The sequence below is a fragment of the Streptomyces inhibens genome, from assembly GCF_003389455.1.
GTDB lineage: Bacteria > Actinomycetota > Actinomycetes > Streptomycetales > Streptomycetaceae > Streptomyces > Streptomyces inhibens.
Genome location: NZ_QUAC01000186.1, coordinates 1 through 14,588, shown reverse-complemented (window position 1 = coordinate 14,588; position 14,588 = coordinate 1). Strand labels below are relative to the sequence as shown.

The following is a 14,588-nucleotide window of genomic DNA, read 5'->3' as shown; positions in this document are numbered from 1 at the left end:
GCCCGGCAGCGAATTCGCTGCCGGGCGGCTCTGTGTTGGCTGCTGGGCGCGCCCTACGCGCTCTTCTCCTGCGGCTCTCCCGAGTCGCTGCGCGTGCGCGGTACCAGGGTCGGGTTCACGTTCGAGTGAACGACGTCCTCGGTGATGACGACGCGGGCGACGTCCTTGCGGGACGGGATCTCGTACATCACCGCCTGGAGGACTTCCTCCATGATGGCGCGCAGACCACGGGCGCCGGTGCCGCGCAGGATGGCCTGGTCGGCGATGGCCTCCAGGGCCGGGCGGTCGAAGTCCAGCTCGACGCCGTCGAGTTCGAAGAGGCGCTTGTACTGCTTGACGAGCGCATTGCGCGGCTCGACGAGGATCTGCAGCAGGGCTTCGCGGTCGAGGTTGTGGACGGAGGTGAGGACGGGGAGGCGGCCGATGAACTCGGGGATCATCCCGAACTTCACCAGGTCCTCCGGCATGACGTCCTGGAGCTGGTCCTTGGACTCGATCTCGCGCTTGGAACGGATCGTGGCACCGAAGCCGATGCCCTTGGCGCCGGACCGGGACTCGATGATCTTCTCCAGGCCGGCGAACGCGCCGCCGACGATGAAGAGGACGTTCGTGGTGTCGATCTGGATGAATTCCTGGTGGGGGTGCTTGCGGCCGCCCTGAGGCGGGACGGAAGCGGTGGTGCCCTCCAGGATCTTCAGCAGGGCCTGCTGAACGCCCTCGCCGGAGACATCACGGGTGATCGACGGGTTTTCGCTCTTCCGAGCGACCTTGTCGATCTCATCGATGTAGATGATGCCGGTCTCGGCCTTCTTGATGTCGAAGTCCGCGGCCTGGATCAGCTTGAGGAGGATGTTCTCGACGTCCTCGCCGACATAGCCGGCCTCCGTCAGCGCCGTGGCGTCGGCGAAGGCGAAGGGGACGTTGAGCATCCGGGCGAGAGTCTGCGCCAGCAGGGTCTTGCCGGAGCCGGTGGGGCCGAGCAGCAGGATGTTGGACTTGGCGAGCTCGATGCCGTCGTCAGCGCGGCCGGGGGCGTTCTCGCCCGCCTGCACCCGCTTGTAGTGGTTGTAGACGGCGACCGAGAGCGCCTTCTTGGCGGGGTCCTGGCCGACGACATAGCCGTTCAGGAACTCGTAGATCTCCCGCGGTTTGGGGAGCTCTTCCCACCGCACCTCGGAGGTCTCGGCGAGCTCCTCCTCGATGATTTCGTTACAGAGGTCGATGCACTCGTCGCAGATGTACACACCAGGTCCCGCGATGAGCTTCTTCACCTGCTTCTGGCTCTTTCCGCAGAATGAGCACTTGAGCAGGTCGCCGCCGTCACCGATGCGTGCCACGAGGTGCTTCCCCTTCGCCTGGGATCCGCATTGCTCCGCGGACCCGGGTGCTTGCCTATCGACGGTACCTTGCCGGGCCCCCTGTGCGGGCCCCCCTTGGACCGACTCGGTTCACTCGATCCCGGTCAGGTCCAAGGGGGCAACGCTCCGGCTCATTTTGCGAGGATCGCTATCCGATCGAGACGGAAGACTTCCGCGTCGAGACGATCTGGTCGACCAGACCGTACGCCAGGGACTCCTCGGCGGTCAGGATCTTGTCACGCTCGATATCGTCACGGATCTTCTCGATCGGCGTGGACGAGTGCTTGGCCAGCAGGTCCTCCAGCTGCGTACGCATCCGGAGGATCTCGTTGGCGGCGATCTCCAGGTCGGAGACCTGACCACGGCCGGTCTCGCTGTACGGCTGGTGGATCAGGATGCGGGCGTTCGGCAGCGCCATGCGCTTACCGGGCGTACCGGCGGCCAGCAGGACCGCGGCGGCCGAGGCGGCCTGGCCCATGCAGACCGTCTGGATGTCCGGCTTCACGAACTGCATCGTGTCGTAGATGGCCGTGAGCGCGGTGAAGGAGCCGCCGGGGCTGTTGATGTAGATCGAGATGTCGCGGTCCGGGTCCATCGACTCCAGGCACAGCAGCTGCGCCATGACGTCGTTGGCCGAGGCGTCGTCGATCTGCACGCCGAGGAAGATCACGCGCTCCTCGAACAGCTTCGCGTACGGGTCGTACTCGCGCACGCCCTGCGACGTGCGCTCGACGAAGCGCGGGACGATGTAGCGGGACTCGGCGCGCGGGCCGGAAAACTCCGACTCCGGGCGCGGGTAGAAGTCGCTGCCGGGGAAGTTGTTCATCGTGGTGTTCACCATCCTGATGGCGATCAAGTGGGCTGGGGTGGCTGGGGCGAGTGGTGCGGGGCTCAGGCCCCGGTGCCGCCCCCGCCCGGAACGCCTGCGGCGGAGGTCATCACATCGTCGATCAGGCCGTACGTCTTGGCCTCATCGGCGGAGAACCAGCGGTCGCGGTCCGAGTCCTGGGTGATCCGCTCGACGGTCTGGCCGGTGTGGAAGGCCGTGAGCTCCGCCATCCGCTTCTTGGTGTGCAGCAGCCGCTCGGCGTGGATCTTGATGTCCGACGCGGAGCCGGCCAGACCCGCGGAGGGCTGGTGGATGAGGATCTCGGCATTCGGCAGCGCGAAGCGCTTGCCCGGGGTGCCGGCGCTCAGCAGGAACTGCCCCATGGAGGCGGCCAGGCCCATCGCGATCGTCACCACGTCGTTCTTGATGTACTGCATGGTGTCGTAGATCGCCAAGCCGGCCGAGATCGAACCGCCCGGGGAGTTGATGTAGAGGAAGATGTCCTTGTCCGGGTCCGCGGCGAGGAGAAGCAGCTGCGCGGTGATCTTGTTGGCGATGTCGTCGTCGACCGGCTGGCCGAGGAAGATGATCCGCTCGCCGAGCAGCCGGTTGTAGACCTGGTCGCCGAGGCCACCGAAGGTCGGCTCAGCGGCGGCGGAAGGCATCGGGATCGTCACGTGTCCACCTGCTCGTTGTCGGACGGCTCCAGGCCGTCTCAGCGTCGTCTTCTGGGGCGCGGGGATCGGCGCCGTATCCTGCCCCGGCGCGGTTTCAGGGACTCCCCTGCCCTCGTATCTACGGACCCTAACGCGCAGGTCGGACAACGCCATCCCGCATCGATAACTGTTCGCTGTGAGCGCAGGCTCACCGGTCCGGTATGACGTACGGGCCCGAACACGCGGACGTGCGTGTTCGGGCCCGTACTTCAGACTCTGTGAAGGCGCGAGGCGACCGGGGCTCAGGCCTCGGGCTTCTCGTCGGCGCCCTCGACCTCGGCAACGACGGTCTCGGCGGTCTCGTCCTCGTCGTCGAGGTCGATGACCTCGCCGTTGGAGTCCTTGACCGTCGCGGCCTCGACGACGACCGCGAGGGCCTTGCCGCGGGCGACCTCACCGACGAGCATCGGCACCTGGCCACCCTCGACGACGGCCTGGGCGAACTGGTCGGGGGACATGCCGGAGGACTGCGCGCGGCGCATGAGGTGCTCGGTGAGCTCCTCCTGGCTGACGTTCAGCTTCTCCTTGTTGACCAGCTCGTCCAGGATGAACTGGGTCTTGATGCCCTTCTCGGCCTGCTCCTTGGTCTCGGCGTCGAACTCTTCCTCGGTCTTGCCCTGGATCTCCAGGTACTTCGCGAGGTCGAGGCCCATCTGGCCGAGCTGGTGGTGCTCCAGGTTGTGCTTGCGGGTCTGGATCTCGTCCGCGAGCAGCTTCTCCGGCATCGGCACCTCGACGAGCTTGAGCAGCTCGTCCAGGACCTTCTCCTGAGCCTGGGTGGCCTGGTCGTACTTCTTCATCTGCTCAAGGCGCTTGCGGCTGTCCGCGCGCAGCTCCTCAAAGGTGTCGAACTCGCTGGCCAGCTGCGCGAAGTCGTCGTCCAGCTCGGGAAGTTCGCGGGACTTGACCTCGGTGACGACGACCTTGACCTCGGCCTCCTTGCCCTCGGCGGAGCCGCCCTTGAGCTCGGAGGTGAAGGTGGCGGTGCCGCCGGCCTCCAGGCCGGTGACGGCCTCGTCGATGCCGTCCAGCAGCTCGCCGGAGCCGACGGTGTAGGTGACGCCCTGGGCGACGCCGTCCTCGAGGACCTCGCCGTCCACCTTGGCTTCGAGGTCCACGGTCAGCACGTCGCCGTCCTGGGCGGCGCGCTCGACCGGGGAGGTCGAGGCGAAGCGCTCACGCAGCTGCTCGACGGACTTGTCGATGTCCTCTTCCGACACCTCCACGGCGTCGACCTCGACCTCGATGCCGGAGTAGTCCGGGATCTCGATGGCGGGGCGGATGTCGACCTCGGCGGTGAAGGCCAGCAGCTCGCCGTCCTTCAGCTCGGTGATGTCGACCTCGGGCTGACCGAGGACGTTGAGCTCACCCTCGTTGACCGCTTCGGTGTAGAACTTCGGGAGCGCGTCGTTGACGGCCTCTTCCAGCACGGCACCGCGGCCGAACCGCTGGTCGATGACGCGGGCCGGGATCTTGCCCTGGCGGAAGCCCTTCACCGTGACCTGCTGGTTGATCTTCTTGTACGCCGCGTCGAGGCTGGGCTTGAGCTCCTCGAAGGGCACCTCGACAGTGAGCCGAACCCGAGTCGGGTTCAGGGTCTCCACGGCGCTCTTCACGGTTCGGTCTCCTTGGGGCTGACTTCTGGGGTTCTGCTTCAGATCCGCCAGTACCCGGCTGATCCGGGCCCGGCCGATCGCGCCCGGTACAGAGACACACGGGCACGCAGCTTGCATAGTAACCGCAAGGAGGATGACGCCCACAACGTGATCTTGAACAACCGCTGATCTCGCGGGCAAACAGCCGCTGATCTCGCGGGCAAACAGTGGGCGGGTTTCCGCCTGACTGCACTGTCGGGCTGACCTGCTGGTCGGGGTGGCCGGATTCGAACCGACGACCTTCCGCTCCCAAAGCGGACGCGCTACCAAGCTGCGCCACACCCCGTCGGTGCGACACGTAGGGTACATGGCCGCAGGCGGTACGGCTGCCAATTATCGGGATGCCCGGCGGGAGCGGTGGGTGGACATACGCGGCGGGCCACGGCGCGCCGTGCGCCTTCCGCGTGAAGGGGTGTGCGGCGCACCGCCGCGACCCGCTAGGATGCTCTGCGTGCCGAGGTCCGTGACCTGTGGCGCTCGCGGGCGTAGCTCAATGGTAGAGCCCTAGTCTTCCAAACTAGCTACGCGGGTTCGATTCCCGTCGCCCGCTCGTACGAGGAAACCCCAGACCGGATGGCCTGGGGTTTTCCGCTTTCCGGAACGTTGTTTGTTTGCCTGCACGCCTCTTCGCTCCGCGCGCGCGGGTCAATAAGGTGGCGGCATGGAGATCTGGCTCAATCCCGCGTGTTCCAAGTGCCGTTCCGCGGTGGAAATCCTCGATGAGGAGGGCGCTCGGTACACCGTGCGCAAATACCTTGAGGACCCGCCGAACGCCGACGAGCTGCGCGGGGTGCTGGCGCGGCTGGGCCTGGAGCCCTGGGACATCACCCGGACGCAGGAGCCCGACGCCAAGGAGCTGGGGCTCGGGGAGTGGGAGCGCACCGACGCCGCGCGCGAGCGGTGGATCGCGGCGCTGGCGGCGCACCCCCGGCTGATCCAACGGCCGATCATCACCGCGGACGACGGGTCGGCGTTGGTGGGGCGCAGCGAGGAAGCCGTACGCGACGCGATGGCGCGGACCGGGGGCGAGCAGACCTCGTAGGGCGCCTCATGGAGAGCCGGCGGACCACCTGAAGGTGTGGGGCACCTAGAAGGTGATGTGGTTGATGGTGTCCGCCAGGGAGTTGAGGAAACGGTTGATGGACGGCGCCATGCCCGTGGAGGCAAGGAAGAAGCCGAACAGTATGGCGACGAACGCCGGACCTGCCTTGAGTGACTTCCCTCTGATCAGCACGATCAGGATGATCCCCAACAGCAGCACAACTGACAGCGACAGAGCCACAACTGATCACACCCTTGGTCGGAACGCCTCACCGGCCCGGGAGCATGCCGCGCACACCCCCCGACACCCATCGTGCCACCAACTCCATGCCCATTGCAGGCCGGTGACGAATCATCGGCCAACGGTTTGCCCGATTCCGGCCGTCGGTGGCCGTGGGGTGACGGCGGGGCGGCCCGCGAGTGGCGGCGGGGTGATGACCACGTGCCCGCGGCGTGGCGGCCGGGGGGTGCCGGGTTGCGCCGGGGTGGCGACCGGGTGATCCCGGAGGGCGGACGAGGTGGGGTGAATTTCCCCCGCCTGACGCCGCGTCGAAAATTCACCCTGATCATTCGGCCGCATCATTCTGATCATTCTCCGGCCCGGACAATTATTTATCCGTGGCGTCCGTCACGGCTTTACGGGTCGCCGCCGAGGCGGATTAACATTCGGACATAAGATCAAGGAGTGGGACATTCCCCCAGGGTCGTTCGCGGGGGATACCGTCCGATTTGTGGGGATGACAAGGGGCAAACCGGGTGAGCGGCATGCGACCACCCCGCGGTGATTTCGTGTTTTATCTGTGACCCATCCACACTCGGTGCCCGGGGAAATGAGGAATGGCCCGGATGCGGTTTTACGCATTCGCCGGCCGCCGCTATCGTGCCTGGGATGTTTCCCGCTGCCCCCACACCTCGACGCGAACTTCCCCCTGCCCGGGAGGCGGCGGGTACGGTCCGGACGAAGCCTGCGGCACGGCCACCGGGCGCGCCCGAGGGCGCCTCGGAGCACTCGCCGAAGACCGGTAGCCGCAACGCGTTCTTCGACAACGCGAAGTATCTGGCCATTGTGCTGGTGGCGATGGGGCACTCCTGGGAGCCGCTGACCGACGGCAGCCGGGCCGCCGAGGCGCTCTATATGACCGTCTACACCTTCCATATGCCGGCGTTCATCATCATCTCCGGCTACTTCTCGCGCAGCTTCGACATGCGCAAGGACCGGCTGCAGCGGCTGATCACCGGGGTCGCCGTCCCCTACATCCTCTTCGAGACGGCATACGCCTTCTTCAAGCGCTGGGCGGACGACGATCCCGGGCATCCCATCAGCCTGCTCGACCCGTGGTTCCTGACATGGTTCCTGGTGGCCCTGTTCATCTGGCGGCTGACCACCCCGCTGTGGAAGATCGTCCGCTGGCCGATTCCGCTCGCGGTGGCCATCGCCGTACTCGCGTCCGTGTCACCGGACATCGGCGACGATCTGGACCTCCAGCGAGTGCTGCAGTTCCTTCCCTTCTTCGTCCTGGGTCTGTCGCTGCGGCCGGAGCACTTCAAGCTGGTGCAGCGACGGGCGGTGCGGATCGCGTCGCTGCCGATCTTCGCGTGTGCGCTGCTGATGGCCTACTGGGCGGCGCCCCGGATGAGCTCGGCGTGGTTCTATCACCGGGACAGCGCCCAGGAGCTGGGCACCACCTGGTGGATCGGCGCGGTGATGACGCCGGCTCTCTTCGGCTGCTCGATCGTGCTCGTGGCCTGCTTCTTCTCCTGGGTGCCGACCCGGCGGACGTGGTTCACGGTGCTGGGCGCGGGGACGCTGTACGGCTATCTGCTGCACGGCTTCCTGGCCAAGGGTTCGCGGTTCTGGGGCTGGTTCGACGACTACGCATGGCCGCATACGCCGGTCGGCGAGGTCGCGGTCACGCTGCTCGCGGCGGCCATCGTGACGGCGCTGTGCACCCCGCCGGTCCGCAGGGTGTTCCGCTTCGCGATGGAGCCGACGATGGCGTGGGCGTTCCGTAAGGATCCGGCCGAAAAGGCGCGGGCGCGGGAGCGCGTCGGCGCCTGAGCGCCCGAGCACCTGAGCACCTGAGCGCCTGAGCGCCTGAGCACAGCCGACCTTGCCCGCGGACATCACCGAGGGCCGGCGGTCGACCGCTGGTATCGCATATCGGCCCCCGATCTATTCAAGTTTGACTAGAGTGCGGGTATGGGTGAAAAGACCATTCCGATCCTTCCGTGCCGGACCGTCCAGCCAGTTCTGGACTTCTACAACGCCCTCGGGTTCGAGGTGACCTTCCGGCAGAAGAGCCCCAATCCGTACGCGGTGGTGAAGCGTGGCGGCATCGAGCTGCAGTTCTTCGGGCTGAAGCAGTACGAGCCGGCCGAGTCGCTCAGTACGTGCTACGTCCTGACCGATGACGTCGACGGGCTGCACCAGGCGTTCCGGGCCGGACTCAAGGCGGCGTACGGGAGGGTCCCGACCCGGGGGCTGCCGCGTATCGGGCCGCTGAAGGACATGTCGTACGGCGTGCGGCAGTTCCTGATGACCGATCCGGGCGGCAACTGCCTCCGCATCGGGCAGCCGACGAGCGAGGACCAGCATCACCGGCCCGCACCCAAGGAGACCTTCTCGCGGGCCCTGCACCATGCGTCTCTCCTCGCGGACTCGAAGGAGGACCCGGCAGCCGCCGCGAAGGTCATCGACCGGGTGCTGCGGGGCGAGGACGAGCGGCCCACGCCCGTACAGCTGCTGCGACTCCTCGTGCTGCGTGCGGATGTCGCGGGGCGTCTCGGCGACGAGGGGACCGCGGCGTCCGCGCTCGCCGGGGCCGCGGCGGTCCGCCTCACTGCCGAGGAGAGGGAGTCGGTCCGGGACGACCTTGAGCGTCTGGAGGAACTGCGGGGGTCCACGTCCGCGACCGGCGCGTCCTAGGCCGGCGGTGATCCGGCTTCTGTACGTCCCCCTCTTGCCGCACAGGCTCATGGTGTCGTCCCCCTGTCTCGTCCGGCCCGGCCTCCGTCACGGCCGGTCACCTCTACGACCGTACGGATTCGGCCCGCGCCGCCACCATGAGGAAGACCGCAGAAAAAAGCTGAGGAAAACCGCACCTCCGGCGGGGAGAAGCCGGAAGGGCAGGCAACCGCCGAGGCGCCCCGGCCCGTCCCAGGCGGCTCAGGCGTCCCGGCAGATCAGCAGCAGCGCCCGGTCGTCGTTGACGTCCTTGGCGACGGCCTCGATCAGATGCCAGGCGGCGCCTGCGAAGCCGGAGGTGACATAGCGGTCGGCCTCGCCGGTCAGCCGGTCGATGCCCTCGGCGATATCGCGGTCGGCGGCCTCGACCAGGCCGTCGGTGAACAGCATCAGGACGTCGCCGGGCCGCAGCGTCCCCTTGACCGGGTCGAACTGGGCGCCGTCGTAGACGCCGAGCAGCGGCCCCTCCCCCGGCTTCTCCTCCCAGCGGCCGGTGCCGGCGCTGAGCTGGAGGGCCGGCAGATGGCCGGCGGAGAGGAGTTCGTAGTCGCCGGAATCCAGGTCGAGGACGAGATGGATGGAGGTGGCGAAGCCCTCGTCCCAGTCCTGGCGCAGGAGGTAGCCATTGGCTGCGGGGAGGAAGCCGTGCGGCGGGAGGGAGCCGAGCAGGCCGCCGAAGGCACCGGAGAGGAGCAGGGCGCGGGAGGCTGCGTCCATGCCTTTGCCGGAGACGTCCGTCAGCACCACTTCGAGGATGTTGCCGCCGTGGGTGCGCGAGGCGACGACGAAGTCTCCGGAGAAGGACTGTCCGCCGGCCGGGCGCAGCGCCATCTCGTGGTGCCAGCCCTTGGGCAGTTTGGGGAGTTTGCTCTGTACGCGGATCCGCTCACGCAGGTCGAAGAGCATGGTGCCGCCGCGTCGCCAGGGCACCCCGACCCGGCTGCGGAACTGCGCGATCAGCAGCCCGAACAGCCCGACGGCGGCGACGACCAGGACCGTGCCCGGGGTGATCCGGTCCGGTCCGTCGTCGTACGGGCCGAACAGCGCGGACTCGACGACCAGCGCGGCCGCGGACGCGCCGTACAGGATGAGGAGGTTGGCCGGGCGCAACAGCAGTCCGCCGGCGATGACCGGGAGGACCAGGGCGGTCGGGGCGATCCATTCGGGGCGCCAGAGGGTGCCCGCGGCGATGGCGGGGATGGCGATGAACAGGGCGGCCAGCGCGAACCGGTCGGAGCCCTCGCCGCGGAAGTAGTCGACCCCGGCCTTGCGCATGCCGATCCGGGCCCGGTGCAGGCCTTTGTGCACCCGGGCCGTCAGGGTTTCCGTTCCCGGGCCGCTTGTCATTGCTCTGGGACCTTATCCACCCGTTCGGCGGCGCGTCGATTCGCCGCACGTCGCCCCGGCCAATTGCCGGGAAACCCCGTTCGAAATGCGGTCGCGCGGCCGGTGAGTGTCCTGCTAGGGATGGTGTATGACGACGGAATTACGGGTGCTCCGGGACGCCGAATGGCACGTCTGGTCCGACAAGTTGGACATGGCCTTCGGGGAGCTGCCCCAGCCTTCCGAGAAGCTCGCGCTGCGGCGTGACCTCACCGAGATCGACCGCTCCTTCGGCGTCTGGGACGGCGACGAGGTCGTGGCGACGGCCTCGGCGGCGTCGTTCGGACTCACCGTGCCGGGTGGGGCGGAGGTGCCTGTGGCCGGGGTCACGATGGTCAGTGTGCAGCCGACGCACCGCAGGCGCGGGCTGCTGCGCGCGATGATGCGGCACCAGCTGGCGGACGTCCGCGAGCGCGGTGAGCCGCTGGCGGTGCTGACGGCTTCGGAGCCGGCGATCTACGGGCGGTTCGGCTACGGTCCGGCGGCCCAGGACATGCGGCTGAGCGTGGACACCGTACGGCTGGCCGCCCCCGAGCTGCCCGGAGTGGACGGCGTACGGCTGCGGCTGGTGGATCCGGTGGCCGCGCTGGCCGACTGCGAGCGGGTCTATGCCCAACTGGTGCCGACCCGCCCCGGGATGCTGGCGCGGCGGCCCGGCTGGGAGCGGATCGGCGTGCTCGATGTGCCGGGCGAGCGGGCCGGGGCCGGGGCGCAGCAGTGTGTACTGGCCGAGGTGGACGGCGAGTTGCTGGGTTATGCGCGCTATGCGGTGAAACCGGAGTGGCATGTCGCCGGGCCGTCGGGGGACGTGCGGGTGCGGCATGTCGAGGCGCTGGACCCGGTGGTCTACGCGGCGCTGTGGCGCTATCTGTTCGGGATCGATCTGACATCGTCGGTGTCGGTGGCCACCCGGCCGGTGGACGATGCGCTGCTCCATCTGGTGGCGGATCAGCGGCGCTTGGGCATCGGGCTGCGGGAGTCGCTGTTCGTGCGGCCGGTGGAGGTGGGCGCGGCGCTGGCGGCGCGGACGTACCGGACGCCGGTGGATGTGGTGCTGGAGGTCGCGGACCCGTTCTGCCCGTGGAACGAGGGGCGGTGGCGGCTGACCGGTGACGCGACGGGCGCGTCCTGCGCGCGGACCACGGATCCGGCAGAGCTGGCGCTGTCCGTACGGGAGGTGGGGTCCGCGTATCTGGGCGGCTTCACGCTGTCGGCGCTGGCGGCGGCGGGCCGGGTGCGCGAGCTGCGGCCCGGTGCGCTGGGGGCGGCTTCGGTGGCGTTCGGGTCGGATGTCGCGCCGTGGCTGCCGCACTCGTTCTAGACGCGGGGCTGACGTACGGAGCGTAGGCGTACGGGGGTGAAGGCGCACGGGGCGTAGGCGTACGGGGCGTAGGCGTACGGGGCGTAGGCGTACGGGGCGTAGGCGTACGGGTTCCCGGGGTGCGGCGGCCGGTCGGGCGGGTTCGGCCGGGCGGGTTCGGCCGGGCGGTTCGGTCAGGCGGTGGTCGGCTGGCAGCCGGGGCACCAGAAGAGGTTGCGTGCGGCGAGGTCGGCGGTGCGGATGTCGGCGCCGCAGATGTGGCAGCCCTGACGGGCGCGGCGGTAGACGTAGACCTCGCCGCCGTGGTCGTCGACCCGTGGCGGGCGGCCCATGGCCTCCGGCAGATGTTCGGGGCGGACGGTGTCGATGCGGTTGTGGCGGACGCCCTCGGCCATCAGGAACACCAGGTCGGCCCAGAGGGCATCCCATTCGGCGCGGGTGAGGTCGCGGCCGGGCCGGTAGGGGTCGATGCGGTGGCGGAAGAGGACCTCGGCGCGGTAGACGTTGCCGACGCCGGCGATGATCTTCTGGTCGAGCAGCAGCGCCGCGATGGTCGTACGACTGCGGTTGATCCGCTGCCAGGCGCGGGTGCCGTCGTCCCCGGGGCGCAGCGGGTCGGGGCCTAGCCGGTCGTGTATCGCCTGCTTCTCGGCGTCGGTGATCAGTGCGCAGGTGGTGGGGCCGCGGAGGTCCGCGTACGCGGACGGGCCGGCGATACGCAGGCGCACGGTGTCGGTGGGCGGCGGGGCGGGCGCGTCGCCGAAGCCGAGCTTGCCGAACAGACCGAGGTGGACATGGATCCAGCGGTCCGCGCCGAAGCCCAGGAAGAGGTGTTTGCCGTGGGCCTCGGCGGTGGTCATGACCTGGCCGTCGACGAGGGCCGCGCCACCTGCGAACTTGCCCTGGGGGCTGCTCGCCCGGACGCGCTCGCCCTCGAAGCGGGAGCGGTGGTCCAGGGCGAGGCGGTGGATCGTATGCCCCTCGGGCACGGTGTCCTCCAGTGGGCGCGCCCGCCCTCCCCGGCGGCCGGGGTGGGCGGGCGACGGCGGTGTGCTGTGGTCAGTCCTGCGGGTGGTGGGCCGGGATCGCGGGCAGTTCGCCGGTGATCTCGTAGGCCGAGAGCATGTCGATGCGGCGGGTGTGCCGCTCCTCACCCGAGTAGGGAGTGTTGAGGAAGACCTCGATGAACTTCGTGGCCTCTTCCTCGGTGTGCATCCGGCCGCCGACCGAGATGACGTTGGCGTTGTTGTGCTCGCGGCCGAGCTTGGCGGTCTCCTCGCTCCAGGCCAGCGCGGCCCGTACGCCCTTGACCTTGTTGGCGGCGATCTGCTCGCCGTTGCCGGAGCCGCCGATCACGATGCCGAGGCTGTCCGGGTCGGCGGCGGTGCGCTCCGCGGCGCGCAGGCAGAACGGGGGGTAGTCGTCCTGGGCGTCGAAGATGTGCGGGCCGCAGTCGACGGGGTCGTGGCCATGGGCCTTGAGCCACTCGACGAGGTGGTTCTTGAGGTCAAAACCTGCATGGTCGGAGCCGAGATACACGCGCATGTGACGAGTGTGACACGCGTGGTCCCGGGTAGGCGCCGCGGGTCATCCCGCGGCGCCGCGTACGGAATTCCGCCCCCCGCCTTCCGTACGCATGCGCATGGCGCAGCCGCCCAGTGTTTTAGGCAACGATCCGACCTCAGGCCTTCCAATCCATGGGTTAACGAAGATCTAATGCGAGGGTTCCAATCCGCGAACCACTGAAGGACGGTGCCCATGGGCGCGCACCCTCCCCCCAGCTCTCAACGAGCAGGGGGTACCCCCACCACCAAAGCGGTCCCCACCACCGGCGAACCCGGCGGCGGAGCGACCGGGGGGCAGTCGCAGAACGGGCTGCAGGCAGGACTCAAGAACCGCCATCTGTCGATGATCGCCATCGGCGGTGTCATAGGCGCCGGCCTCTTCGTCGGATCGGGCGCCGGCATCTCGGCCGCCGGGCCGGGGATTCTGCTCTCCTACGCGCTGACCGGCCTGCTGGTCGTGCTGGTGATGCGGATGCTGGGCGAGATGGCGGCGGCCTCCCCCACCTCCGGTTCCTTCTCCGCGTACGCGGACCGGGCACTGGGCCGCTGGGCCGGATTCACGATCGGCTGGCTGTACTGGTTCTTCTGGTCGGTGGTGCTGGCGGTCGAGGCGACCGCGGCCGCCGCGATCCTCACCGGCTGGGTCCCGGCCGTTCCGCAGTGGGCCTGGGCGTTGCTGGTGATGGTCGTGCTGACCGGCACCAACCTGATCTCGGTCGGCTCGTTCGGCGAGTTCGAGTTCTGGTTCGCCGGGATCAAGGTCGTCGCGATCGTCGTCTTCATCGTGGTCGGCGCGCTGGCGATCTTCGGGCTGCCGCCGGGCGGTGACCCGGTCGGGATGGCGAATCTGACCGGGCACGGCGGATTCCTGCCGAACGGTCCCGGCGCGATCCTCTCCGGCATGCTGCTGGTGGTCTTCTCCTTCATGGGCAGCGAGATCGTGACGCTGGCGGCGAGCGAGTCGCCGAACCCGGTGCAGGCCGTCCGCAAGGCCGTCAACAGCGTCATCTGGCGGATCGCGCTGTTCTACATCGGCTCGATCACGGTGATCGTGACGCTGCTGCCGTGGAACGACCCGGCGGTGCTCAAGAGCCCGTATGTGGCGGTGCTGGAGTCGCTGGACATTCCGTATGCGGGCACCGTGATGGATGTCGTGGTGCTGACCGCGGTGCTGTCCTGTCTGAACTCCGGGCTCTACACGGCGTCCCGGATGGCGTTCTCGCTCGGTCAGCGCGGCGATGCGCCGAAGTCGTTCGCCACCGTCAACAAGGGCGGGGTGCCGGCGGTCGCGATCTGGGCCTCGGTCGCGTTCGGTTTCATCGCGACGATCTTCAGCTACACCTCGAAGGACACCGTCTTCCAGTTCCTGCTGAATTCGTCGGGCGCGGTGGCGCTGTTCGTGTGGCTGGTCATCTGTGTCTCGCAGCTGCGGATGCGCCGGATCATCGAGCGGGAGACGCCGGAGCGGCTGACGGTGCGGATGTGGCTGTACCCGTGGCTGACGTACGCGACGATCGCGCTGATCGTCTTCGTCATCGGCTATATGTTCTACGACCCGGACGGGCGCGAGCAGATGGTGCTGTCGGTGGTCGCGGCCGTGGTGGTGCTGGCGGTCGGGCTGATCTTGGACCGGCGGCGGCCGCGGGAGGTCCAGGCGTCCGCGGAAGCCGTGGAGGCGCAGCCCGCGGAGCGGAAGTAGCCGGACGGACAACGGGCCGGGCCCCGCAGTCACCTTTGGGTGAGTGCGGGGCCCGG

13 protein-coding genes and 2 tRNA genes are annotated in these 14,588 nt (G+C 68.6%); 6 read left to right on the top strand and 9 right to left on the bottom strand.

Annotated features, from left to right (window positions below; all coding sequences use genetic code 11):
- Positions 1 to 53: 53 nt before the first annotated feature.
- From clpX to DY245_RS23465, 5 genes are all read right to left on the bottom strand, one after another.
- Complete coding sequence (gene clpX / locus DY245_RS23485) at positions 54 to 1,337, bottom strand: ATP-dependent Clp protease ATP-binding subunit ClpX (RefSeq protein ID WP_128509216.1); 1,284 nt, start codon at positions 1,335 to 1,337, stop codon at positions 54 to 56.
- Positions 1,338 to 1,506: 169 nt separating this feature from the next.
- Positions 1,507 to 2,184 (bottom strand): ATP-dependent Clp protease proteolytic subunit, encoded by a 678-nt coding sequence (locus tag DY245_RS23480; protein ID WP_128509217.1) that lies wholly within the window; start codon positions 2,182 to 2,184, stop codon positions 1,507 to 1,509.
- Between the two features lie 65 nt (positions 2,185 to 2,249).
- Complete coding sequence (locus DY245_RS23475) at positions 2,250 to 2,852, bottom strand: ATP-dependent Clp protease proteolytic subunit (protein WP_030082101.1); 603 nt, start codon at positions 2,850 to 2,852, stop codon at positions 2,250 to 2,252.
- A gap of 293 nt (positions 2,853 to 3,145) precedes the next feature.
- Positions 3,146 to 4,519 carry a trigger factor gene (gene tig, locus DY245_RS23470; protein ID WP_181923830.1) on the bottom strand — a complete coding sequence of 458 codons (1,374 nt, stop codon included), beginning with the start codon at positions 4,517 to 4,519 and terminating at the stop codon, positions 3,146 to 3,148.
- A gap of 248 nt (positions 4,520 to 4,767) precedes the next feature.
- A tRNA-Pro gene (locus DY245_RS23465) sits at positions 4,768 to 4,844 on the bottom strand.
- A gap of 193 nt (positions 4,845 to 5,037) precedes the next feature.
- Between DY245_RS23465 and DY245_RS23460 the strand changes: the two genes are divergently transcribed.
- A tRNA-Gly gene (locus DY245_RS23460) sits at positions 5,038 to 5,108 on the top strand.
- Positions 5,109 to 5,219: 111 nt separating this feature from the next.
- A complete protein-coding gene (locus tag DY245_RS23455; RefSeq protein ID WP_128509214.1) occupies positions 5,220 to 5,600 on the top strand; it encodes an arsenate reductase family protein in 381 nt (126 codons plus the stop codon).
- Between the two features lie 45 nt (positions 5,601 to 5,645).
- Here the strand turns inward: DY245_RS23455 and DY245_RS23450 are convergent, their stop codons facing one another.
- Positions 5,646 to 5,840 carry a hypothetical protein gene (locus DY245_RS23450; protein ID WP_128509213.1) on the bottom strand — a complete coding sequence of 65 codons (195 nt, stop codon included), beginning with the start codon at positions 5,838 to 5,840 and terminating at the stop codon, positions 5,646 to 5,648.
- A 648-nt stretch (positions 5,841 to 6,488) separates the two neighbouring features.
- On the opposite strand from DY245_RS23450, the gene DY245_RS23445 reads away from it, so the two are divergent.
- Positions 6,489 to 7,658, top strand: a complete 1,170-nt coding sequence (locus DY245_RS23445; protein WP_128509212.1) for an acyltransferase family protein — start codon at positions 6,489 to 6,491, stop codon at positions 7,656 to 7,658.
- A 141-nt stretch (positions 7,659 to 7,799) separates the two neighbouring features.
- Positions 7,800 to 8,525, top strand: a complete 726-nt coding sequence (locus DY245_RS23440; RefSeq protein ID WP_128509211.1) for a bleomycin resistance protein — start codon at positions 7,800 to 7,802, stop codon at positions 8,523 to 8,525.
- Positions 8,526 to 8,765: 240 nt separating this feature from the next.
- Here DY245_RS23440 and DY245_RS23435 read toward each other — a convergent pair whose 3' ends face one another.
- Positions 8,766 to 9,911, bottom strand: a complete 1,146-nt coding sequence (locus DY245_RS23435) for a PP2C family protein-serine/threonine phosphatase (RefSeq protein ID WP_128509210.1) — start codon at positions 9,909 to 9,911, stop codon at positions 8,766 to 8,768.
- A gap of 127 nt (positions 9,912 to 10,038) precedes the next feature.
- On the opposite strand from DY245_RS23435, the gene DY245_RS23430 reads away from it, so the two are divergent.
- Complete coding sequence (locus tag DY245_RS23430) at positions 10,039 to 11,268, top strand: GNAT family N-acetyltransferase (RefSeq protein WP_128509209.1); 1,230 nt, start codon at positions 10,039 to 10,041, stop codon at positions 11,266 to 11,268.
- 173 nt (positions 11,269 to 11,441) lie between these two features.
- On the opposite strand, the gene DY245_RS23425 is transcribed toward DY245_RS23430, so the two are convergent.
- Both DY245_RS23425 and DY245_RS23420 read right to left on the bottom strand, forming a co-directional pair.
- Positions 11,442 to 12,257, bottom strand: coding sequence for an Fpg/Nei family DNA glycosylase (locus DY245_RS23425; protein WP_128509208.1), 816 nt, complete (start codon positions 12,255 to 12,257; stop codon positions 11,442 to 11,444).
- Positions 12,258 to 12,327: 70 nt separating this feature from the next.
- Entirely contained in the window at positions 12,328 to 12,813 is a 486-nt protein-coding gene (locus tag DY245_RS23420) for a ribose-5-phosphate isomerase (RefSeq protein ID WP_128509207.1), read from the bottom strand.
- 213 nt (positions 12,814 to 13,026) lie between these two features.
- On the opposite strand from DY245_RS23420, the gene DY245_RS23415 reads away from it, so the two are divergent.
- Positions 13,027 to 14,532, top strand: coding sequence for an amino acid permease (locus DY245_RS23415; RefSeq protein WP_128509206.1), 1,506 nt, complete (start codon positions 13,027 to 13,029; stop codon positions 14,530 to 14,532).
- Positions 14,533 to 14,588 lie beyond the last annotated feature (56 nt).